General features: G+C 40.9%; 22 protein-coding genes and 1 other annotated feature. Of the genes, 19 read left to right on the plus strand and 3 right to left on the minus strand.

The annotated features are described in order from the left end of the window. The first annotated feature begins 60 nt into the window (after nucleotides 1-60). A complete protein-coding gene (locus tag ABC357_RS05765) occupies nucleotides 61-822 on the plus strand; it encodes an ABC transporter ATP-binding protein (protein ID WP_412886587.1) in 762 nt (253 codons plus the stop codon). Continuing rightward, nucleotides 823-1,572 carry an ABC transporter permease gene (locus ABC357_RS05770; RefSeq protein WP_412886588.1) on the plus strand — a complete coding sequence of 250 codons (750 nt, stop codon included), beginning with the start codon at nucleotides 823-825 and terminating at the stop codon, nucleotides 1,570-1,572. Between the two features lie 374 nt (nucleotides 1,573-1,946). On the opposite strand, the gene ABC357_RS05775 is transcribed toward ABC357_RS05770, so the two are convergent. Next, nucleotides 1,947-2,234: a hypothetical protein gene (locus tag ABC357_RS05775; protein WP_412886589.1), complete on the minus strand. Its 288-nt coding sequence runs from the start codon at nucleotides 2,232-2,234 to the stop codon at nucleotides 1,947-1,949. A 367-nt stretch (nucleotides 2,235-2,601) separates the two neighbouring features. Further along, nucleotides 2,602-2,856 (plus strand) — a binding site (T-box leader). A gap of 71 nt (nucleotides 2,857-2,927) precedes the next feature. Here ABC357_RS05775 and ABC357_RS05780 point away from each other — a divergent pair. The 6 genes from ABC357_RS05780 (at nucleotide 2,928) to ABC357_RS05805 (ending at nucleotide 6,978) form a co-directional block, all read left to right on the plus strand. Next, complete coding sequence (locus ABC357_RS05780) at nucleotides 2,928-4,604, plus strand: glutamine--tRNA ligase/YqeY domain fusion protein (RefSeq protein WP_412888588.1); 1,677 nt, start codon at nucleotides 2,928-2,930, stop codon at nucleotides 4,602-4,604. 18 nt (nucleotides 4,605-4,622) lie between these two features. Further along, nucleotides 4,623-4,787: a DUF6366 family protein gene (locus ABC357_RS05785; RefSeq protein ID WP_412886590.1), complete on the plus strand. Its 165-nt coding sequence runs from the start codon at nucleotides 4,623-4,625 to the stop codon at nucleotides 4,785-4,787. Nucleotides 4,788-5,015: 228 nt separating this feature from the next. Beyond that, nucleotides 5,016-5,513 (plus strand): LURP-one-related/scramblase family protein, encoded by a 498-nt coding sequence (locus ABC357_RS05790; RefSeq protein WP_412886591.1) that lies wholly within the window; start codon nucleotides 5,016-5,018, stop codon nucleotides 5,511-5,513. 145 nt (nucleotides 5,514-5,658) lie between these two features. Further along, nucleotides 5,659-6,024 carry a hypothetical protein gene (locus ABC357_RS05795; RefSeq protein ID WP_412886592.1) on the plus strand — a complete coding sequence of 122 codons (366 nt, stop codon included), beginning with the start codon at nucleotides 5,659-5,661 and terminating at the stop codon, nucleotides 6,022-6,024. A gap of 262 nt (nucleotides 6,025-6,286) precedes the next feature. Further along, complete coding sequence (locus ABC357_RS05800) at nucleotides 6,287-6,484, plus strand: hypothetical protein (protein WP_412886593.1); 198 nt, start codon at nucleotides 6,287-6,289, stop codon at nucleotides 6,482-6,484. A gap of 170 nt (nucleotides 6,485-6,654) precedes the next feature. Next, on the plus strand, nucleotides 6,655-6,978 hold the full coding sequence (locus tag ABC357_RS05805) for a hypothetical protein (RefSeq protein WP_412886594.1): 324 nt from the start codon (nucleotides 6,655-6,657) through the stop codon (nucleotides 6,976-6,978). A 58-nt stretch (nucleotides 6,979-7,036) separates the two neighbouring features. Here ABC357_RS05805 and ABC357_RS05810 read toward each other — a convergent pair whose 3' ends face one another. Further along, a complete protein-coding gene (locus ABC357_RS05810; protein ID WP_412886595.1) occupies nucleotides 7,037-7,261 on the minus strand; it encodes a hypothetical protein in 225 nt (74 codons plus the stop codon). A gap of 173 nt (nucleotides 7,262-7,434) precedes the next feature. Between ABC357_RS05810 and ABC357_RS05815 the strand changes: the two genes are divergently transcribed. The 4 genes from ABC357_RS05815 to ABC357_RS05830 all read left to right on the plus strand — a co-directional run bounded on the left by ABC357_RS05815 (nucleotide 7,435) and on the right by ABC357_RS05830 (nucleotide 11,148). After that, nucleotides 7,435-7,845 carry a DUF4362 domain-containing protein gene (locus ABC357_RS05815; RefSeq protein ID WP_412886596.1) on the plus strand — a complete coding sequence of 137 codons (411 nt, stop codon included), beginning with the start codon at nucleotides 7,435-7,437 and terminating at the stop codon, nucleotides 7,843-7,845. 353 nt (nucleotides 7,846-8,198) lie between these two features. Next, nucleotides 8,199-9,482: an IS21 family transposase gene (gene istA, locus ABC357_RS05820; protein ID WP_412885845.1), complete on the plus strand. Its 1,284-nt coding sequence runs from the start codon at nucleotides 8,199-8,201 to the stop codon at nucleotides 9,480-9,482. Continuing rightward, a complete protein-coding gene (istB, locus tag ABC357_RS05825; RefSeq protein ID WP_412885551.1) occupies nucleotides 9,482-10,240 on the plus strand; it encodes an IS21-like element helper ATPase IstB in 759 nt (252 codons plus the stop codon). Before istA ends, istB begins: the two co-directional genes overlap by 1 nt. Nucleotides 10,241-10,278: 38 nt before the next feature. After that, nucleotides 10,279-11,148: an SMI1/KNR4 family protein gene (locus ABC357_RS05830; RefSeq protein ID WP_412886597.1), complete on the plus strand. Its 870-nt coding sequence runs from the start codon at nucleotides 10,279-10,281 to the stop codon at nucleotides 11,146-11,148. A gap of 719 nt (nucleotides 11,149-11,867) precedes the next feature. Here the strand turns inward: ABC357_RS05830 and ABC357_RS05835 are convergent. After that, nucleotides 11,868-12,776 carry a LysR family transcriptional regulator gene (locus tag ABC357_RS05835; RefSeq protein WP_412886598.1) on the minus strand — a complete coding sequence of 303 codons (909 nt, stop codon included), beginning with the start codon at nucleotides 12,774-12,776 and terminating at the stop codon, nucleotides 11,868-11,870. 134 nt (nucleotides 12,777-12,910) lie between these two features. Between ABC357_RS05835 and ABC357_RS05840 the strand changes: the two genes are divergently transcribed. From ABC357_RS05840 to ABC357_RS05870, 7 genes are all read left to right on the plus strand, one after another. Next, a complete protein-coding gene (locus ABC357_RS05840) occupies nucleotides 12,911-13,924 on the plus strand; it encodes an alpha/beta fold hydrolase (protein ID WP_412886599.1) in 1,014 nt (337 codons plus the stop codon). Between the two features lie 40 nt (nucleotides 13,925-13,964). Then, nucleotides 13,965-14,111 carry a hypothetical protein gene (locus tag ABC357_RS05845; RefSeq protein ID WP_412886600.1) on the plus strand — a complete coding sequence of 49 codons (147 nt, stop codon included), beginning with the start codon at nucleotides 13,965-13,967 and terminating at the stop codon, nucleotides 14,109-14,111. Between the two features lie 399 nt (nucleotides 14,112-14,510). Beyond that, entirely contained in the window at nucleotides 14,511-15,248 is a 738-nt protein-coding gene (locus ABC357_RS05850) for a polysaccharide deacetylase family protein (protein WP_412886601.1), read from the plus strand. After that, the gene (locus ABC357_RS05855; RefSeq protein WP_412886602.1) at nucleotides 15,245-15,415 is read left to right on the plus strand and encodes a hypothetical protein; all 171 of its coding nucleotides are present in this window, start codon (nucleotides 15,245-15,247) and stop codon (nucleotides 15,413-15,415) included. The genes ABC357_RS05850 and ABC357_RS05855 overlap by 4 nt, the downstream gene beginning before the upstream one ends. 382 nt (nucleotides 15,416-15,797) lie before the next feature. After that, nucleotides 15,798-17,747 carry a DNA/RNA helicase domain-containing protein gene (locus ABC357_RS05860; RefSeq protein WP_412886603.1) on the plus strand — a complete coding sequence of 650 codons (1,950 nt, stop codon included), beginning with the start codon at nucleotides 15,798-15,800 and terminating at the stop codon, nucleotides 17,745-17,747. 48 nt (nucleotides 17,748-17,795) lie between these two features. Continuing rightward, on the plus strand, nucleotides 17,796-18,125 hold the full coding sequence (locus tag ABC357_RS05865) for a pyrophosphohydrolase domain-containing protein (protein WP_412886604.1): 330 nt from the start codon (nucleotides 17,796-17,798) through the stop codon (nucleotides 18,123-18,125). Continuing rightward, on the plus strand, nucleotides 18,115-20,535 hold the full coding sequence (locus ABC357_RS05870) for a DEAD/DEAH box helicase family protein (protein ID WP_412886605.1): 2,421 nt from the start codon (nucleotides 18,115-18,117) through the stop codon (nucleotides 20,533-20,535). Before ABC357_RS05865 ends, ABC357_RS05870 begins: the two co-directional genes overlap by 11 nt. Nucleotides 20,536-20,558 lie beyond the last annotated feature (23 nt).

The raw sequence follows: 20,558 nt of genomic DNA on the forward strand, positions 1-20,558 counted from the left end.
CAAGTGGTTTACGGAGTTCGCAAAAGGCCTAGCTGAGTTTTTAAGAGGGAGGAAATAAGGATGAACCATACAGTGTTATCTGTAAAAGGGTTAAAAAAGTCATTTAAAGACAAGGAAGTTCTAAAGGGTGTGGATTTTGAGGTGGGACGCGGCGAAATTTTCGCCTTGCTAGGCTCAAACGGAGCGGGCAAGACGACGGCGGTCAACATTCTTTCAACGCTGATGAAGGCAGATGGCGGAAAAGTAAGTGTTTGCGGCTATGACGTCCAGCGCCAGCCGGATGATGTACGCCGGAGCATCAGCCTGACAGGGCAGTTCGCTGCTATCGACGGCATGCTCACCGGACGGGAAAACCTGATGTTGATCGCCAAGCTGCGGAAAGTTTCCAATCCTGCACAAGTCACCGACGATCAGCTTGCCAAATTCAGCCTGACCGATGCCGCCAACCGCCGGGCGGATACGTATTCTGGCGGGATGAAGCGCAGGCTGGACATCGCCATGAGTCTGATTGGGGCACCAGCGGTCATTTTTCTCGATGAACCGACGACAGGGCTTGACCCCGAAGCGCGGATTGAAGTCTGGAATACCGTCAAGGAGCTTGCCGGGGGCGGTACAACTATCTTGCTGACAACACAGTATCTCGAGGAAGCCGAACAACTGGCGGACCGCATCGCCATCCTGCATGGCGGAAAAATCATCACGACTGGCACACTTGCACAACTCAAAGAGATGTTCCCGCCTGCGAAAGTAGAGTATATTGAGAAACAGCCGACATTAGAGGACATTTTCCTTGCAATCATCGGCAATAAGGAGGAGATGTAAATGATAGGCCAAACTAGGGTGCTACTAGGGCGTTTAATGCGCACTATCATGCGCAGCCCGGATACGATCATTACAGTGGCGATTACGCCGATTATGATGATGCTGCTGTTTGTCTATGTGTTTGGCGGTGCCATAGAGACAGGCACGGACAACTATGTCAATTATTTATTGCCTGGCATCTTGCTGATCGCGATCGCATCCGGCGTCGCTTACACATCGTTGCGGCTGTTTAACGACGTGAAAAGCGGGTTGATGGCGCGTTTCGTTACTATGCCCATCAAGCGTTCTTCGGTATTATGGGCACATGTATTGACCTCGCTTGTCTCCAATGCGCTGACAGTCGCGGTGGTTATCCTCGTCGCTCTCTTGATGGGCTTCCGTTCCAGCGCTGGTATTCTTGATTGGCTTGCAGTAGCTGGTATCCTCAGCCTGTTTACGCTTGCGCTGACGTGGCTGGCTGTTATTCCCGGATTGACGGCGAAATCGATGGAAGGGGCTACAGCCTACTCGTACCCGTTGATTTTCCTTCCGTTCATCAGTTCAGCCTTTGTCCCAACTGAAACCATGCCTAAAATTGTCCGCGTGTTCGCTGAGAATCAACCAGTGACTTCAATCGTGGATACGATTCGCTCCCTCCTGTATGAAGGGACTGTCGGAAACGGCATATGGACCGCACTTGCCTGGTGCGCCGGTATTATGATTATTGCTTACTTTTTTGCCAGTAAATCATTTAAACGCCAGTTAGGGTAAGTGCACCGTTTTTCGATAAAATGAGGATTCGAGTATCAGTCACTCCCAATAAACCTGTTTTTGCGGAGAGCCGTTTTGCATCAGATAAGCTTCTTGGCTGAGTGCAAGCAAGTACACAGAATGACGACCTGTTAATTGCGGTTGAAGAAAGAGATCGGAGAAATGGAAAAATACAGCCCTAGCAACTAAATAAGGTTCGGATGACTGTCTGAAATAAGCCTGGACTATTGGTTATCTAAGCGAACAATAAGAACAGCATCTTTAAATTTGATATATAGTACTAAAAAGCCGCGATATACATAATGTTATATCGCGGCTTTTATAGGGCCTTGAACAACAGTGAATAGTTGCACTCAAGGCTGGTAAAGCTCTATTTAGTATTTATACGGGTTTTCTTGCTCGTATTCCTCAAGCTGCTCTTTAAAAGATATCTGACTTCTACGATCTTGGAATGTATTTACATCGTAATGTTTGTTGTGTTTACACATCTTACAATTGCAACTCAAATTATATTTCGATAAGCGCCCTGGCTCACGCAGGTAATGAATAGTAGGTAATAGCTCCTCTAAAGGCTCATCGAAATGATTGAAATACATTTTGAACCGACTACGAATAATACGATTTCTTTGGTGTCTAACATAAGCTCTTGAACGATTTTTCATCTAAGCACACTCCCTTGAATGGAACGTCCACCTGCAAGAGCCCAAGGAAATAATCCCTTACAGGCGGACTATTTTATGCTTAGAAATAGGGTTGAGTTTGGTCATAAATGCCTCCTAATCATTAGTTGATTCGTGTAATGATTTTCATTACGAATATGTTTTATTGCAGCACTATATTTCTTCTATCTTTTATGTACGCCTTTCACGACTGCTGCAGTAAGTTTAACTAAACTTATTATAGTAAAAAAACAGGGTAAGGGCGACTAAATTACACAATAAGCTAAGACCAAGTGGGGATATTATGATTATTCCATCTTTACAATTGCTGATGGCCTTGATAATATTGTTGGTAATAAATTCAAAACATGCAAACGCGATGAAGAGAAGAGTAAATAAACCTCATTCTTCACAGAGAGCTCCGGGCGCTGAAAAGGAGCAAGAATGGCTTATTGAAACAAGACTCTGAGCATTCACATTGGAACTTCCTTCGTAAGGGATAGTGTGGCAGGCGCTCCTGTTATAGAGCTAGGGTATAAGGATCGATCGGTTCCGTACCTGAAGAGGTTGATATGGCGACATATTAATAAACTGGGGTGGCACCGCGAAGAATCTCGCCCCCAAGACTGAACTAGTCTTGGGGGTGGGATTTTTTTTATTGGTCCAAAAACAATGATAAACGGAGGAATAAAAATGATGGAAGAGAACAGAGACATGCTTAACCCAATTGAAAGGATTGTCGACGAAGACACAAGGGATGGCATTTTCAATAGAGCCATTTGTACAAGATTCCCGCCTGAGCCAAACGGATATCTCCATATTGGAAGCGCCTATGCCATCCATATAAATTATATGATTGCTAAAAAATTCAATGGGGAATTTAACCTTCGCTTCGATGATACCAATCCTTTGAAAGAAGACAGTGAATATGTCGATGCCATTATAGAAGACATGAATTGGTTGGGATATTCCCCCGCAGACCGTATCTTCTATGGCTCGGATTATTCGAATCAACTGTTCAACGCGGCGCTCTATTTAATCAAAAAGGGAAAAGCCTATGTATGCGACTTATCGCCTGAAGAAATAAAGGAATACCGAGGGACCTTGACAGAGCCGGGGAAGGACAGCCCTTACCGAAACAGGCCGATTGAGGAAAACATCGATTCATTCCTACGGATGAAAAAGGGAGAGTTTCCGACGGGCTCGAAGGTGTTACGGGCGAAAATGGATATGCGTTCGCCAAACATGAATCTAAGGGATCCCATCCTTTATAGGATCATCCACGCAAGCCACTATAGAACCGGCAACGAATGGTGCATTTACCCCATGTATGATTTTGCGCATCCTATCCAAGATGCGATCGAAGGCGTCACCCATTCCTTATGCTCCATCGAATTCAAGGACCACCGCCCTCTATATGAATGGGTGCTATCGGAACTGGACGTGAAGGAACCGCCCAAGCAAAGGGAATTTGGAAGGGTGAACATAACAGGCGTTGTAACAAGTAAGCGGTACCTGCGGGAGCTGGTGGCCGGGCAATTTGTGGATGGATGGGATGACCCAAGGCTGCCGACATTAAAAGGGCTCAGAAGAAGGGGGTTCACCCCTGAAAGCATACGGGCTTTTGTTCAGGAAATCGGTTTCGTCAGGCACCAAAGCATCGTGGATTTTGCTTTGCTTGAAAGCATACAACGCAATGAGCTGAAATCAAAAGCGAAAACTGTAATGGCCGTTTTACAACCACTGAAAGTAACGATAACCAATTATGATGAAAAGGCGACCGAGCTTTTGTCTATAGAAAATAATATAGAGAATGCTGAGCTGGGGCGCAGGGATGTTCCTTTTTCAAGAACGATTTATATAGAAAAGGAAGACTTTATGGAATTTCCGATAAAGGGATATAAAAGATTGTCCTTACATGGGGAAGTTAGATTAAAAGGGGCCTATATCATCAAGTGCAATGACGTCATTAAGGATAAAGCCACAGGCGAGGTCACTGAACTTCTGTGCACATATGATCCGATCACCAAAAGCGGGACAGGGTTTACAGGAAGAAAAGTGAAGGGAACAATCCATTGGGTGTCAGCCGATAACTGTGTTTCAGTTAACGTAAACGTATTTGAACCATTATTCGCAGATGAGCAGATTGCACAGGACCGCGAAAAGACGTGGGATGAGAAAATCAATCCAAGGTCTAAGGTGCTTGTGAAAGATTGCAAAATAGAATCCTCTGTGGTCGATGCAAATATGGGAGAAAGGTATCAGTTTTTACGGCACGGTTATTTTTGCTTCGATCCATACTCGACAGATCAAAAGAGGGTCTTCAATCGGATTGTTTCGCTGAAGGATTCTTGGAAAGGGAAGCGGGGATGAACAAACGGGGCATGTTGGTTGAAAAAGAAATCTGTTTATATACGATGTAATTTAAAGGATGGTATGAATAGAGCTCAAAACGGTGATTTTACAAACCTGTTTGGTGGATTAGGCTGGAAAGGAACAGGAATAGTAATTGTAGCTTTAATTGTGGGTTATATTGTATATACATTCATATTATGAACCATCTCATTGAACGAATAGGAACGATTCTTTATCAAGTGCTGATCTTTCAGCACTTTTTTATGCAGCTAATGGGGTATGATCATGTAAGAAGGATTTAAGAAACACAATTAAGGCCTTTCTTCATATTTAGTGGCGCTACTATATAGAATTCAATGCTTAAGGCTGAAACCAATGCCTATCTCAAACGTAATTATTGTAAAAGACGTAAGGTTGGGAGGCGTATGTATGAGGCAGCTTTATATAAAGCAGAAGGTGTTCAGTCTTAGCGGGAAATTTACGGTGAAGGACCAGCAGGAGAAGGACATATATTATGTAGAGGGAAGTTTTATGAAAATCCCGAAGACTTTCTACATTATGGATACAGCAGGAGATGAGGTAGCACTCATTACGAAAAAAGTGTTCAGCTTTTTACCCAAGTTTTTCGTCGAGGTGAATGGCCGGGAGGTATTAACCATAAAAAAGGATTTTTCCTTCTTTAAAGCACGATACACAATTGATGCGGCCGATATCGAAGTGCAGGGTAATTGGTGGGATATGAATTTTCAAGTTTTACAGCATGGTAATATCATAGGTGAAGTGGGCAAGGAGTGGTTCACTTGGGGCGATAGCTATAAGGTTCACATCATAGATGAAGAGATGGAAACCATTATGATTGCACTCGTTATTGCCATTGATTGTGTGAAGGCTGACCAAGCAGCTGCTTCCTCGGTAGCGTCGACTTAAGCTTAGTAATTGAGCGCGAGTCTTGAATAAGCTTTCTTATTCTTAGAGAACGAACAGGCTGAAGATCGGATCTGTCTTTAAGGCAGCTTTTTCTTCCCTCTTTTATCAACTAACCATTTCAGTAACGAAGAAAGGCAGTACTTTTATGGAAAACGTATCACATGCAGTTCAATTAGAATCGATCAAATCGATGCAATCGACAATCAGTAAACTCGAAAAAGCCTTGTCTCAGATGACACAGAAAGGCGTTAATACTACCTTAGTCAAAAAACGGCTCAAAGCTGTTTGCGTTGGTTTAGCAATGCTGGAAGATGTTTGGAATCAAAGCCCGTCTTCTTACACCCGGGAAGATGTAACGGAAGCCCGCCATGTTCTTGCTGGTTTATTGCCTTCCATCGAGACTAGCTATAGTAAGTCAAAGGCTGGCAGTCCTCAACGAACGCTTTTAGAAAGAAGAATAAAGGCGTTGGAACTAGCTATCCAAGCGATTGACGATCATTCCAATGACTAACGAGAATAAAGGGTGATGAGCAGAAGCCATTTAGACAAGATAGGTTGAGTGGGAATAGACGTAGCAGCATTCTTGCAATGTATCGATTGAATTTGTAAAATAATGTTCTTGAACTACCGGGGCGTTAATCCACTTAGGATTAACGCTTTTTTTGTTGAAGTCTATTGGATAAGCGATACAGTTTAGTCCACTAATTAATGGAAACAACTGTCCAATTAGTGGTATATTTATTGTATTATAAAAATTTAAGAGGTTAATAAGTATGCCAATCGCACTGATAAAAAAAATTATGGAACTAACCGTATTTGGAGTAATTGGTTATTTTTCATTTAGTAATGTATATAAAAACAAAAATGCTCCGTTCATGGCGAAAGTGTTAGTAGGAATAGTGAATGTAGCTCCTCTTTATGTGATTTATGGTTGGATCAAATTGTATATAGAAAGTGGTGTTCAACCATAAAGAAGGTTATCTTTAAAGCGGCCTTCTTCGTTTAAATAACGAGGATTCATTTAGATACATCCACAATCAGGGGAGGCTAGTTCAGTACAAATAGAATATCTTATTAATAATAATCGATGGAGGGAATCGAAATTAAAAAATATATCATTACAATCTTAGTATTATTTCTCATGGTAGCTGGTGTAATCGCCTATTATTTGAATCATAGTTATAAAACGGTAGGCTACGTAGTGCAAGCAAATGAAGATGAATTACTAATTATTTCTGAAAGCGGATATGAAAGACTGAACAAAAAGATGCCGGAAAGCATGACATTAGATAAGGTAGATGATGATTTATTATCTGAGCTTTCGTATATTTACATACCAAAAATAAATAAGTTCATTCAGTCTGAATATCAGAAGAACAATAAAGTGAAATTGTATTCTGGATCTGGAATAATGGATTCATTACCACCCCAAATCGAAGCAGATCTAATTGTCAAGATGGATTAGAAGCATAGTTTTCTTTCAAGAACGTAATGTATAGGAAAGTGAAATGATTGTTAATCAGTTATTCAAGAATAAAGGGAACATTTATTTCCTTGCTATATTTTTGTCCCAAGTCAATTGCTTCTTCCTTTGTTAATCCAGTAGCTAAGTCTTTACAAGTACAACCAGGAAAACGGTGGAATCCTCCTTCCGTAGCATGCAGTGTGTATCCTCGGCTACAGCAACTTCTAACTACATATGTATTATTTATAGGATAAACGGCAATAGCAAAAACCTCATTGTTCATGTTAATCACCCCCAACTATATATATTCTATAGAAAGGTATATTTATCCTTTTTTTATTTTGGAGCTATATAGCAGTCCACGTACTATTTTCTTATATGACGAATGAAGCAGGATAGTGAAAGAAGGTTATAGAATGTTTCAAGAGTAATATTGATAAGTGGGAGGGAGAAAAAATGAGAGTAATTATGATTGGATTCCTTCTATTGGTCATGGCAGGATGTCAATTTAATAAAAATGAAGAAGTGGTTGATAACCACGGTGATATACAAAATATAGAGAGTTTAGATAGATTTGTTGAGAACGTAAAAAATCAAAAAGAAGATCAAATTGATTTTGTACAGTATGGAATAGAGGGGCAACGAATGGTTCGGACTTTAACATTTGATGGAGAAAAAATGACTGCTTCTAGCAGTGTTGACGGGGATTTTATTCAAGAATATAGCTGCGGAAACATATTAGTTGAGACTAACAAAAAGACAAAAAAATATATTCTCAGTGATTGTTCTGGTAGTTTTAATGGAAATTTTGAGTTACTATCAGTCCAATTGCAGAAAAAGGATTCAACAAAACCAGTTAAAAACTAGCCAATGATAACAAAAGTGCCAATTGATCAAAAGATATATGAAGCACGTTATTTTAAAATCATTGGATCCTATAAAAAAGGTACAAAGGTTTATCTATTTTTAGGGGTCGATGAAAAAGGCAATGCCATTGAAGACCACAACGGGTTGATATAGGTACATGATGGAGGGGAGAAGATGAAAATAATCGATTTGATTGAACCTAGTGATAAGGTGGCTGGAGTCTCCTTGCTTGATATCAAAAAAACGGAAAAAGAACTAGGTGTAGAAATGCTAATTTAAATATGTACAGTATTGCTCGAATAAATATGTACAAATTTGATATGAATCTACATACTAATCTTGGGGGGATTAGTATGTACATAACAATGAATATTGATATCGATTTTGAGATTAAAAGTCTTTCAGACTTACCGAAATTCAAACAGATTATGGAGCATATGAAAATGAAAATCAATAAAAGTAAGCTAGCAAAGGAATTGGGTGTGGATCGGCGGACAATTGATAAATATCTAAATGGCTTTATCCCAAAAAGAAAAAGGGAAAAGCCCTCAAAGATTGATCCTTATTATGAAATAATAGCCGCATTGTTATCAGAAGATTCAAAACAGGTATTTTATTACCGTCGTATGCTTTGGCAGTACCTAAAAGACAATCATGGATTGGAATGTGGAGCTTCAACCTTCCGTGCGTATATAGCTCGTACACCTGAATTTAATGCCTACTTTGAAGAGGATAAACGTATTTCTTCACCCAAAGGGACAGTCCGATTTGAAACGCCACCAGGTAAGCAGGCCCAATTAGATTGGAAGGAAAACATTTTATTCGAAACCAAAGAGGGAGAAAAGATAGAAGTCAATGTGGCGGCTTTCATTTTATCAAATTCCAGATTCCGAACATTTCAATTAAGTCTTTCTAAGTCACAGAGTACCTTACTTTCTTTTTTAACAGATACTTTTGAAGCAATTGGCGGAGTTCCAGCTGAAATCCTTACGGATAATATGAAAACGGTAATGGATGAAGCGAGGACTGATTATCAACCTGGGAAAGTGAATGCGAAATTTGATCAGTTTGCGAGGGACTTTGATTTTAAAGTCAAACCATGTATTGCAGGACGACCGAGAACCAAGGGGAAAATTGAATCCACAATGAAACTCCTTGATGAAATTCATGCGTACCAAGGTCAACTGACAATGGAGGAACTTCATCTATTCATACAGGATTTAGGGAATAGAATGAATCACCAGATCCATCAAGGAACGGGGAAAATACCGATTATGGAATTCAAAAAAGAAAGGAACCACTTACTCCAGCTACCAACTGACAAAGTAAGAGATTCCTATCGCATCAAACATACACATGTAAAAGTCAATGCATCAAACATGATTTCCTACAAATCGAATCAATACTCTGTACCACCAGAATATCAAGGAAAAAAAGTAGGCTTACAGGTGTATGATGACTACTTGTGGATTTATTATAACATGAAACTGATCGCCCAACATCCAATTAGTAACGCTAAACTTAATTATCAAGAGGAACATTATAAGGCAAGCTTACTTGTTTCCACCCCTCATTATCCTGAAATCGACGATTTAGCAAAACGGAATTTAGCAACGATTGGAGAAGTGTATAAATAATGAATCCAACTACAAACTATCAACAATTATTATGGAATCTTGACTATCTAAAGTTAAAGCAAATGAGCTTACATTTAAATGAAATCGTAGACTTCAGCGTAAAGCATCAGATGTCATTTATCGACACATTAATCAAGTTGACTGCGTATGAAATAGACATACGGGAGAAAAACATGACGCAATCGATGGTGAAGGTCGCAGCTTTCCCTCATTTTAAGGAGGTGAAAGATTTCGATTTTACCTTTCAAACATCGATTAACCAACAGCAGATTCTAGACTTCCTTACATTGCGTTTTATCGAGGAGAATGAAAATATTGTGTTTTTAGGACCAAGTGGTGTCGGTAAAACCCATTTGGCCACAGCAATAGGGATTGCGGCAGCAAAGAAACGGACGAGTACCTATTTTATTAAGTGCCATGACTTGATTCAAAATTTGAGGAAAGCTCGATTAGAAAATCGGTTAGAGAGCCGTTTGAAGCATTACAGCAAATACAGACTGTTAATCATCGATGAAATCGGTTATTTACCGATTGATCACGAAGACGCTAAGTTGTTTTTCCAGCTGATTGATCGAAGATATGAAAAAAGAAGTACCATCTTAACAACCAATGTGAATTTCAAAGCGTGGGATGAAATATTTCAGGAACCTAAACTGGCCAATGCCATATTAGACCGCATTTTACATCATGCGACAGTTGTGCCTATGATAGGTGATTCATACCGATTAAAGGATCATTTAGCAAAAGAGAACGAGTAATTCTGTACATCCTTATCCAAGCGAAAGTGTACATATTTATGTTGACATTTACACTAGGTGCTCTTTTTCCAGAAGAATATAAGGAATTATTTTTAGCATCAAATGGAGTGAAATTTGGTGATTGGACTTTGTTCCCAATTAAAACGAGTGAACATTGTGAATTAGGAAATATTGTAATTCGAAATAAAGATGACAGACCCAAAGACTTGCCACTCGATATGATCTGTATTGGTGAAAATCTGAAAGGTGATAAAATGTGTTACCGAGTCAGAAAAAGATTTATGCAGGAATATATCTTTATTTGGAATGAAAAAAACGGAATTAAAAAATATCCCTCATCATCATTAAGTGAAATTATTGATAGAAATATACCTAAGGCAAAAAAGAATAAGCCAGTTAAAGTGGGGACTTTTCTTGTTGAAAGTGAAAAGTTAATTATAACTGACCCTGGTTATCGGGTAGATGAAGAGCAAGAAATGCAAATCATAATTGAAAATGTTAAAAAAGGTACTTGGAACTCATCCATCTCTTACTCAGATGAAGAAGTAGTTGATTATTTACTTGCCTTTCATGGGGATAAGAAGCCAAGAGGGAAATGGCACCTTTGTGATAAATGGATCGGGATTGATTCTGCGAAAGCAGGCATATTCGATTTAGAAACATTCGGCAGAGATGAAATGGTTCCATACGAAGTGGAAAATACTGATGACCTTGATATGGATGAAGAAGGCATGAAATATTTTGTTGCCTGTTGTGATAAGGTCTCTTCAAATGCACAAGGCGGGGTTGTTCCAGGTGGTGCGGTATCAATGTCAGGTTATGGTGATGGAGTATACCAAGTGAATGTAAAATATAATATTTCCAAAGAGGTGGTCGGAGTAATGATCGATTTTAGAAATGAAGAATAATTAAATTCAATTATATTCTTGTATAAAAGGCTAATAAGCTAATAGGAGAAGGATGATATGGACACCTTACTTTTATTTTATAAGAAATATCAAGGGAATATTGAGACTATGATTATATTAATTGGGCATTGAGGATGTTGGAAAATGATCGCTCGTCATTTTCAATGAATATCCTATCTTCTCTCAGAGAACCGTTAAATATCTTTGAGGTGGAAAGTTATTTTAGAAACGCTGTTACTGAATTGGACATACAGGAACCATCCTATAAAGAGTGTGCTGAATTGTATATGAAACATTTGTCGGAAAAGATACTTGAAAATGAAAATAATGCTATTGATATAGCTTATCAGATGTATGGGTAGTTCGTGACTTGGAGTATTATGACGACCCCGAATCCATAGAAGTATGGTACAAATGGCATGCCATTAGTGAAAGTATAGATGTTTTAGGTATGGAGACCATCGCTCGAGATTGAGTAGGGCATTCTTAATGACAACTATCGTGAACGAGGCGAAGAATCAACTAAGAACAAGTAAATAGAGGTTTTAACGGGGACGTGAATTGGAAAGGATTCGTCCCTTTTTCTGTTTGTAATATAGTAGCTTTTTGATGGGGTAAGTGGAAGGCATCTTATTTATTGAAATAGGATGCCATATTAATAATCATTTCATATTGCTAATTAAATAACCACCATAAGATAGTGAAATATCATCGATTGGCTAAATAGTTTTATGCTCCTCCTCCATGCCTAAAACCTCTCTCGCTGCTTCTATGAAAGCTACTATTATTGGCGAAAGCCACTTGTCTTTATGCCATAACATCTGTGTATAGACATGCAAGTCCGGATTCTTCCATGGAAGAATAACGAGGTCGCCCCGTTCAACTTCTGCTTCGACTGTTACTTCAGGGAGAAAGGCAATTCCGATGCCGGAAATGGCACATTGTTTAATCGCTTCTGCATTTTGAAATTCCAAATAAGTAATTTGATCAATGCCCTTTTTTTCAAATGACATGTCAAACATAGTTCGATAGGGACAGCCTTTTTCATTGACTAGAAACGCTTCTCCTTGAAAATCTTTCTCTTGTAGATGAGCGCGCTTCGCAAGGGGATGGTCTGGAGCGACGAAAAAACGAAACGTTTCCTCCAGCAATGGTTCCACTTGAAGGCCTGTTGAAAGAATGGGTTCGTCCAGTATAAAGACTACATCCGCGGTTCCTTCAAAGAGGGTTTGCTTGAGCTGCTGATTTGGAACAGAGCGGAAGATGAGACGGACTCCCGGATGGCGTGAACGAACGAGCTGAAAGACTGCTGGAAGCCGATATGCGCAAAGAACCTCGTTGGCGCTTATTGTTAAAGTACCGTTTAGGCTTTCATGGTCGTGAACGGCACTGCGTGCTTCTTCTAATTGATCCAGAATGCTTTGGACATGGGTTAAAAAGCGTTTACCTGCAGTTGTAAGAACAAGCTGCTTTCCCAAGCGGTCAAAGAGGCGGACGCCAAGTTCATCCTCCAATGCTTTCATTTGCATAGTGACATTAGAGGGGACATAGTTCAGAGCTTCGGCAGCCCGGCTGAAATTTAAAGTAGATGCAACTGTGCGGAATGTATTTAGCTGGCGCAATTCCATTGTTCTTCCTCCCTTAACCTTCAAAATTATTGAATACTGCTTTGAATTTTATTCACTTTTCTTGAGATTACCACAGGCCTATACTAATCACAAGGAATCATTCCATGGTTTCATCTTAAAGGGAGGGTACTAACATGGATTATGAGATATTTGATTTGGGGGATGTCACGTTGCAATCGGGAATCACGTTGCCGGACGCTTTTCTTGCCTATAAAACGTATGGGGAATTGAACGAACAGAAAGATAATGCAATCGTCTATCCAACTGCTTTTGGCGATCAGCATGTCCAGAATGAATGGTTGATAGGAGAGGGCATGGCACTGGATCCGACGAAATATTTCATTATCGTTCCCAATCTACTGGGAAACGGTTTATCTTCGTCTCCCAGTAACACGCCTCCACCGTTCGACCGGGCCAATTTCCCGCGGGTAACCATCTATGACAATGTCACATTCCAATATCGGCTGGTGACTGAACAATTTGGCATTCAAAAAATAGCCCTTGTAGTTGGATGGTCAATGGGAGGCATTCAATCTTTCCAATGGGGGGCAAGCTATCCTGACATGGTAGAACGAATTGCACCTTTCTGCGGAAGTGCCAAGACTTGGCCCCATACGTTTGTGGTTCTGGACGCTTTGAAAGCTGCGCTGATGGCTGCAGTCGGCTTCGATTCAACTAAATCAAACTATTTGACTTCAGCAGATATGCGTGCCGTTGGCCGAGTCTATGCTGGATGGGGCTTGTCGCAGGCGTTTTATAGAGAGGAACTATATCGTGAGATGGGATTTGATTCGTTGGAAGACTTTGTGGCAGGAGTCTGGGAAGATAGCTTTATGAAGATGGACCCTCACAATGTCCTGGCCATGTTATGGACCGGGCAGTTTGCAGATATTAGTGCAAACCCAGCCTATAATGGAGATTTTGAGGAAGCGCTTAAGAATATTAAAGCACTTGCCTGCGTCATGCCGGGAAGCACTGATTTATTCTGTACGGCTGAAGATAACAAATACGAGGCTAAGCTTATACCTAACGCTGAATGGAATCCGATTCAATCCATCTGGGGACATTTTGCCGGCCGTGGAATCAATAGAAACGATAATCAATTTATCGATGACAATTTAAAAAGGCTGTTGGCACATAGTAAATAAGGTTTGATATCTATATTTCCAGGAAATGTATGGAAATCCAATGCCAGAATATACAGGAGTAAATAAGCCATTTAGTGAAAGAGCGCAAAGAGCTCTCATTGAGATGGCTTTTTCTCATGATAGAAAACATGTGGAAAGTGAAGAAATACCAATTGTAAAAAATTATGGTGATATCCTCATAGGTTAAATTGTTTTTTTCATCGTTTCATTGGCTATGATATGGTCTTCTATGTTTGAATTAACGTCTATTCCTTGGTTGGTTAAGATTCTAGAAAGCTGTTGCATGTAATGGTTCATTTCAACGTCAACATCCTATAGAGAGCATAGCACTTATAAACAATGTACTGATGAAACACGATACAAAGTACTTTATTCTCAAATACAACACTCCTCGGAACTATTTTATAATTGACCATTAAGAGGATTAATTAGGTAAATTCATGTAAATATCCAGGAGGCGGAAAGTGCAAATATGGTGGCGTCCATAGTTTTTCTCCCATAAGGATGCCCGCCCTAGAACCATGAGGGGGATTGATAATATTCGCCGAAGGAGGCATACTAACAAGCAAAAAGCGGGGTCTGTTAGATGAAAGTGAAAGTGTTCCTTTTGATATGCCTGCTGGCCGTGTGCCTTCCGGCGGCGAATGCCTCCGCCGAGCGGAAAATACCAATATTGATTTACCATTCCATTGCCGAATTCAAGGGGCATGGCTCCCAAGAATTGTACGTGTCGCCGGATGCGTTCGAACAGCAAATGCTGTATTTGCGCGAGCATGGCTTCACCCCGCTGACATTCGAGCAGTGGCAGGAGATGGACCAGGTCGCCAAACCGATCTTTCTTACCTTCGACGACGGCTACAAAAACAACCTGACAGCCTTTGCTGTTTTTAAGAAACTGAAGACGGATACCTTCTCTCCGAAAGGCACCTTCTTCGTGATTTCCGAATTCATCGGCCGTTCGAACCGCTTGTCGGAAGACGACCTGAAGATGCTGGCTACATCAGGTATGGTTTCAATCCAATCCCATTCAGCGACCCATCCCGATCTGCGTAAGGTGGATAACTTGGAGTACGAGCTGAAAGGGTCGAAGGAAGCGATCGCGCGCATAACCGGCAAGCCGGTAATCGCTCTTGCCTATCCATATGGAATTTTCAACAAGAAGGTCATCGCCGAAACGAAAAAATACTATGATTTCGGCATTGCGACGACGCCCGAGTATTTCGTGAAAAGAGGCGCCAAGGATGAACAGTATACATTGCCACGGCTGTATATCACCTATACCACAACGATTGCCGAGTTTGCGAAGATTGTGGAGGGGAAATGAACCGCGGCAACGAGAGAGAAGGCGCCAGCTATATGCTTGGCGCCTTGCTTGTATGGTTACTCTTCGTCATCCGCGTCCACCGTGCCTGTGCGGCTGCTGACATCCATGGTTTTCAATCGGTTGTCGGCCGTTTTGATTTCCACTTCGTATTCGAACTCGGAATGTGAGAGTCGATCTTCCTCCAATTCCTCACGCTGATTAATGGGTGGTCGTTGAACGTCGGCATTTAAATATATTTGGCGACACTTAAAAGTAGAATTCCACGAATTTCAGATTGGATATGGTAGGATCATTTTTGGCATGCTCTTAGTGGGGGGGAGAATTCGAAAAAGGCAATTAAGGATAAAGTCATTTCCTCGATTGCCTTTTTTAGTATGCAATATATGATAAATTCTTTGTTAGATAAGAGTTTAATAGTAAAATAGTATTAATGATATTGATTCATTATACAATTACCTTTAGATTAGCTTGTCGGGAATTCGAATAAAATATTTGCAGGCATGACAATTTATTTTAGTCTTCTTCAGATTACAGAAAAGGTGAGCAATTATGATTATTTATGAGGCTTTGAAAAGCGAGTTTTTGAAAGATGTTTATGAAGATCAGTTGATAGATAATATTGTTCGTAACTATTCCGCAAAGATTGGGGCAGTTAATAAAAGTGAGTTAAGATCATGGGATAACTCTTTGAAATATATGCATAACGTTTTATTGGATCCAGAAATACCTAATGATGCTGGAGTGGCAATTGAGTTTAAAATACCGAATACTTCAAAAAGAGTCGATTTTCTTATTTCGGGCAGTAACGACCATAATCAGTCCATCGTCATTGTCGAATTGAAGCAGTGGCAGGATGTGGAGAAGGTGGAAGGGAAAGAAGCGATTGTCAGAACATTTTTGGGAGGAGGACCAAGGGAAACTACACATCCCTCCTACCAGGCATGGTCTTATGCCGCATTAATCCAAGATTATAATGAAAATGCCCAGAACGAACATTTTGAGTTGCACCCATGCGCCTATCTACATAATTATGTGAAAGTAGAAAATGATGACCCTATTATAGATGATTATTATCAATACTATATTGAGAAAGCACCCGTCTTCCGGAAAGGGGATGCCACTAGACTTCGGGGATTTATAAAACAGAATATAAAGTATGGAGATCGTAAAGAGAACTTATATAAAATTGAAAATGGCCGTATCCGGCCTTCTAAATCATTACAGGATGCACTCCTTAATATGCTCAAGGGAAACAAAGAGTTTGTCATGATCGATGAACAAAAAGTGGTTTATGAAACAGCTAAAACCCTTGCTGAAGAAGCGTATCAGAAGAATGAGAAACAGGTTCTAATCGTCAAAGGTGGACCGGGAACCGGAAAATCCGTGTTGGCTATAAATTTATTAGTAGAGTTAACTGCAAAAGACATGGTATGCCAGTATGTGACGAAAAACGCGGCTCCAAGAGCCATCTACGCCAAGAAACTGAAGCAGGATTTCCGCAAGGGCCACATCGATAACCTATTCAAGGGGTCCGGCAGCTATATTGAAGCGGCCAATAATGCCTTCGATGTACTGATTGTGGATGAAGCGCACCGGCTAAACGAAAAATCAGGCATGTTCAACCACCTCGGCGAAAACCAGATGAAGGAAATCATCCATGCATCCAAACTAGCCATCTTCTTCATCGACGAACGCCAGCGGGTGACACTGAAGGACGCGGGAAGCATTGAAACAATCAAAAAATTTGCCGATGAATACAATGCAAGCGTTTCCTACGCTGTGCTGGACTCGCAATTCCGCTGCAGCGGTTCCGACGGCTATCTCGCGTGGATCGATGACGTACTGCAGATACGGCAGACAGCCAACGACGACTATATAGGAAGCGACTATGACTTCAGGGTATACAGCGCCCCCGCAAAAATGAGGGATGAAATCTTCAAGCTGAACCGGACAAACAATAAGGCAAGGCTGCTCGCGGGTTACTGTTGGGATTGGAAGAAGGAAGGGAAGAGCAATTCCAAAATACATGATATTGAATTGCCTGAACACCATTTTTGTATGAGCTGGAATCTTGCTAATTCAGACAGTTGGGCAATTGATGAAAACTCAGTCAATGAAGTAGGATGCATCCATACTTCACAAGGTTTGGAATTTGATTATGTGGGTGTGATCATCGGTGATGATCTGTATGTAGAAGATGGCGATGTGAAAACGGATTTCACGAAAAGAGCGAAAACAGATAGTTCTTTAAAAGGGATCAAAAAGATGGCTAAAGAGGAACCTGAAAAAGCAAAGAAGCTTGCCGATGAAATTATACGGAATACTTATCGTACGCTTTTGACCAGAGGGCAAAAAGGTTGTTTTGTGTATTGTACCAATAAAGAACTGGAGCAGTATTTCCGAAATCGTCTGAAGGATATACAGATCGAGTATAAAGCGAATGAGTTTTTTAGAGATGTGTCTTTTGTTGCAGAGGATGCCGGGAAGTATGATGAATGATTTTTCATACTTAAAATTGAAGCAGATAGCTATGAAAGGATGATAGTAATGCCAGTTCATAATAAACTAGTACGTGATTTAATACCGAATATAATTAAGAAGACAGGCAAGGAATTCTCTACAAGAATATTAGATAAAGAAGAGTATGAACTAGAGTTGCGCAAGAAAAGCCAAGAGGAACTGAGGGAGTATCTGGAAGCGGAAGATGATGAGAGTGCAATTGAAGAACTTGCCGATTTAATGGAAGTCATCTATGCTCTAAGCCGCTGCCATGGCGCTACACCTGAGAAATTGGATAAAGCGCGCAAAGAAAAAGCCGCTAAAAGAGGCGGATTCGACGAGAAGATTTATCTGATCGAGGTAAGTGATGGCAAGTAGCATCGAGCTGATCACTCAAGATCTATCTACCCGTGTGAAAGACAGTATCAACAAGGCGAAAACTTGTTATATACTGACTTCTTTTGTGATGAACTCAGGGGTGAAACTATTGGAAGAAAGTTTGCTTCAAGCGGCGGAGAACGGCAGTGATATTAAAATTTGCACCGGGGATTATCTTTACATCACCCAACCAGAAGCTTTAGAGCGCTTGATACGCATCCATCAGTCGATTGAAGTGCGTCTTTGGAAAAGTAAAGGAATCTCCTTTCATCCAAAGGCGTATATTTTTGAAAATGACCATGATGGCACCTTCTATGTCGGTTCCTCGAACATGTCCCGTTCAGCCCTGACAAATGGGGTTGAATGGAATGTATCTATTACTGGCGGCGAAGAAAATGATATCGTAGAGACCGCAATTAAGGAATTTCTGATACTGTATCATGATGAATCCACCATGCCGCTTAACGAAGAAACGGTCAAACAGTACCACAAAGAGTATGAAGAATTCCATAAAAGTCATCCGCAATTAGTCCGTACATGGACGAAGCGCGAAGAAATTGAACTGACGTTGCTGGACGCGAAAGAGGATGGGCCTCTACCTGAAAAAGTAATCGAGAACCAACAGTCTTATGATGTGATAGCACCGCGCTTCGCCCAAATTGATGCTCTACAAGAGCTGGAAAATATCCAGGAAGAAGGATATGACAAGGCAATGGTCGTCATGGCGACAGGCCTTGGGAAAACTTATTTGGCTGCTTTCTTCGCGAAACGTTTCAAGCGAGTTTTGTTCGTCGCGCATCTGGAAGAAATTCTTCATCAAGCAAAATGTTCTTTTCAGAAGGTCATTCAGCCTGCCAAAACGGGCATTTATAATGGCAAACATAAAAATACGGAAGCCGATGTAGTATTCGCTTCAATCCAAACATTGAGCCGCAAACGCCATCTGGATGTATTTGCACCGGAAGATTTCGACTTAATCATCATTGATGAATTTCATCATGCGGCAGCCAATACATATCAGAAAGTATTAAACTATTTCAAACCAAGATTCCTACTCGGTATCACCGCCACACCTGACCGAAACGATTATCGTGACATCTACAGCATTTGCGACGGAAATGTAGCTTACCGGATTGATTTCATCGAAGCGATCCAAAGGCAGTGGCTCGCGCCATTCCATTATTACGGTGTATACGATGATACCGATTATTCTCAGATCAGATGGCTGGGAACAAGATACGATGCCGAAGAGTTGGCCGTTGCGCAATTGAAGGAAGACTTGGCGGAGAAGATTCTGCAAGCATGGCGACAGCATCGCCAGACAAGGACGATTGTCTTTTGCTCAAGTATCTTGCAGGCTGACTTCCTTTCAGATTATTTTAACAGGCACGACTATAAGACTATCAGTCTGCATTCACATTCCGCAACAGCACGCGATGAAGCTATCATGCAACTGGCAGAAGGCGAATTAGATTGCATCATGACCGTCAATCTATTCAATGAAGGTGTCGATATTCCTGCAGTCGATACGTTATTGTTTGCCCGTCCGACTGAATCGCTGACGGTTTTTACCCAACAGATAGGCAGGGGACTGCGCTTAGCGGAAGGGAAAAGTCAGTGTGTCATTATCGATCTTATTGCGAATTATCGCAATGCCGATGTGAAGCAAGAGATGTTTTACGTGCCGGTTGACGAGAAGAAGAAAAGCAAAGCCCTTCAACAGATGGCGCCGATTGGTTGCGATATTCATTTTGAACTTGAAGCCAAACAACTATTGGAAGAACTGGCAAAAAAGAAAATGCCGCGAAAGGAAATGCTTAAACGCAGTTACCAGCAAGTAAAACTGGAACTCGGCAGACGCCCATCTTATCTCGAGGTGCATATGAAAGGCTCAGTCGATAGCCGACTTTATAAACAGGAATTCAAGTCGTACATTGCATTCCTGCAATGGTCCAGTGAATTATCGGAGCAAGAATCACAAATATTCTTGTGCTATGAGGATTGGTTCATCGAAGTAGAGCGGACAAGCATGAATAAAAGCTACAAGATGATACTTCTGCTCGCCATGCTGAAACGGGGGCCAAGTGAATGGATGAAGCCGATCACAGCAAGAGAAGTAGCACCATTTTTCCATTCTTTTTTAATGGAGAAAGAGTACCGCAAACGTATTGACTTCAGTGATCAATCTTGCAAGAAACTATGGAAATATGATGAAGGGAAAGTCGCTAAATTGATAGAAACTATGCCGATGACAAAATGGAGTGGCAGTTCGAAGGGCATGTTAAAGTCTGAAGATGGAGTGTTCGTTCCTAACTTGGATGTGAGCGAGGAAGACCAGCAGTCTGTTTATGAGTTTACTAGGTGGATTTGCGAGTATCGATTGCATAGTTATTTTGAGAGGAAAGAGTAGAGTTAAAGAATTAGTAAGGATAA

The organism is Bacillus kalamii (genome assembly GCF_047238185.1).
Taxonomy (GTDB): domain Bacteria; phylum Bacillota; class Bacilli; order Bacillales; family DSM-1321; genus Bacillus_AD.

Bases quoted from the DNA above. Each gene is read 5' to 3' on its own strand.
- ABC357_RS05765 (WP_412886587.1), top strand. From the start codon at position 61: ATGAACCATACAGTGTTATCTGTAAAAGGGTTAAAAAAGTCATTTAAA.
- ABC357_RS05770 (WP_412886588.1), top strand. From the start codon at position 823: ATGATAGGCCAAACTAGGGTGCTACTAGGGCGTTTAATGCGCACTATC.
- ABC357_RS05775 (WP_412886589.1), bottom strand. From the start codon at position 2,234: ATGAAAAATCGTTCAAGAGCTTATGTTAGACACCAAAGAAATCGTATT.
- ABC357_RS05780 (WP_412888588.1), top strand. From the start codon at position 2,928: ATGGAAGAGAACAGAGACATGCTTAACCCAATTGAAAGGATTGTCGAC.
- ABC357_RS05790 (WP_412886591.1), top strand. From the start codon at position 5,016: ATGAGGCAGCTTTATATAAAGCAGAAGGTGTTCAGTCTTAGCGGGAAA.
- ABC357_RS05795 (WP_412886592.1), top strand. From the start codon at position 5,659: ATGGAAAACGTATCACATGCAGTTCAATTAGAATCGATCAAATCGATG.
- ABC357_RS05800 (WP_412886593.1), top strand. From the start codon at position 6,287: ATGCCAATCGCACTGATAAAAAAAATTATGGAACTAACCGTATTTGGA.
- ABC357_RS05805 (WP_412886594.1), top strand. From the start codon at position 6,655: ATGGTAGCTGGTGTAATCGCCTATTATTTGAATCATAGTTATAAAACG.
- ABC357_RS05810 (WP_412886595.1), bottom strand. From the start codon at position 7,261: ATGAACAATGAGGTTTTTGCTATTGCCGTTTATCCTATAAATAATACA.
- ABC357_RS05815 (WP_412886596.1), top strand. From the start codon at position 7,435: ATGAGAGTAATTATGATTGGATTCCTTCTATTGGTCATGGCAGGATGT.
- istA (WP_412885845.1), top strand. From the start codon at position 8,199: ATGTACATAACAATGAATATTGATATCGATTTTGAGATTAAAAGTCTT.
- istB (WP_412885551.1), top strand. From the start codon at position 9,482: ATGAATCCAACTACAAACTATCAACAATTATTATGGAATCTTGACTAT.
- ABC357_RS05830 (WP_412886597.1), top strand. From the start codon at position 10,279: ATGTTGACATTTACACTAGGTGCTCTTTTTCCAGAAGAATATAAGGAA.
- ABC357_RS05835 (WP_412886598.1), bottom strand. From the start codon at position 12,776: ATGGAATTGCGCCAGCTAAATACATTCCGCACAGTTGCATCTACTTTA.
- ABC357_RS05840 (WP_412886599.1), top strand. From the start codon at position 12,911: ATGGATTATGAGATATTTGATTTGGGGGATGTCACGTTGCAATCGGGA.
- ABC357_RS05845 (WP_412886600.1), top strand. From the start codon at position 13,965: ATGCCAGAATATACAGGAGTAAATAAGCCATTTAGTGAAAGAGCGCAA.
- ABC357_RS05850 (WP_412886601.1), top strand. From the start codon at position 14,511: ATGAAAGTGAAAGTGTTCCTTTTGATATGCCTGCTGGCCGTGTGCCTT.
- ABC357_RS05855 (WP_412886602.1), top strand. From the start codon at position 15,245: ATGAACCGCGGCAACGAGAGAGAAGGCGCCAGCTATATGCTTGGCGCC.
- ABC357_RS05860 (WP_412886603.1), top strand. From the start codon at position 15,798: ATGATTATTTATGAGGCTTTGAAAAGCGAGTTTTTGAAAGATGTTTAT.
- ABC357_RS05865 (WP_412886604.1), top strand. From the start codon at position 17,796: ATGCCAGTTCATAATAAACTAGTACGTGATTTAATACCGAATATAATT.
- ABC357_RS05870 (WP_412886605.1), top strand. From the start codon at position 18,115: ATGGCAAGTAGCATCGAGCTGATCACTCAAGATCTATCTACCCGTGTG.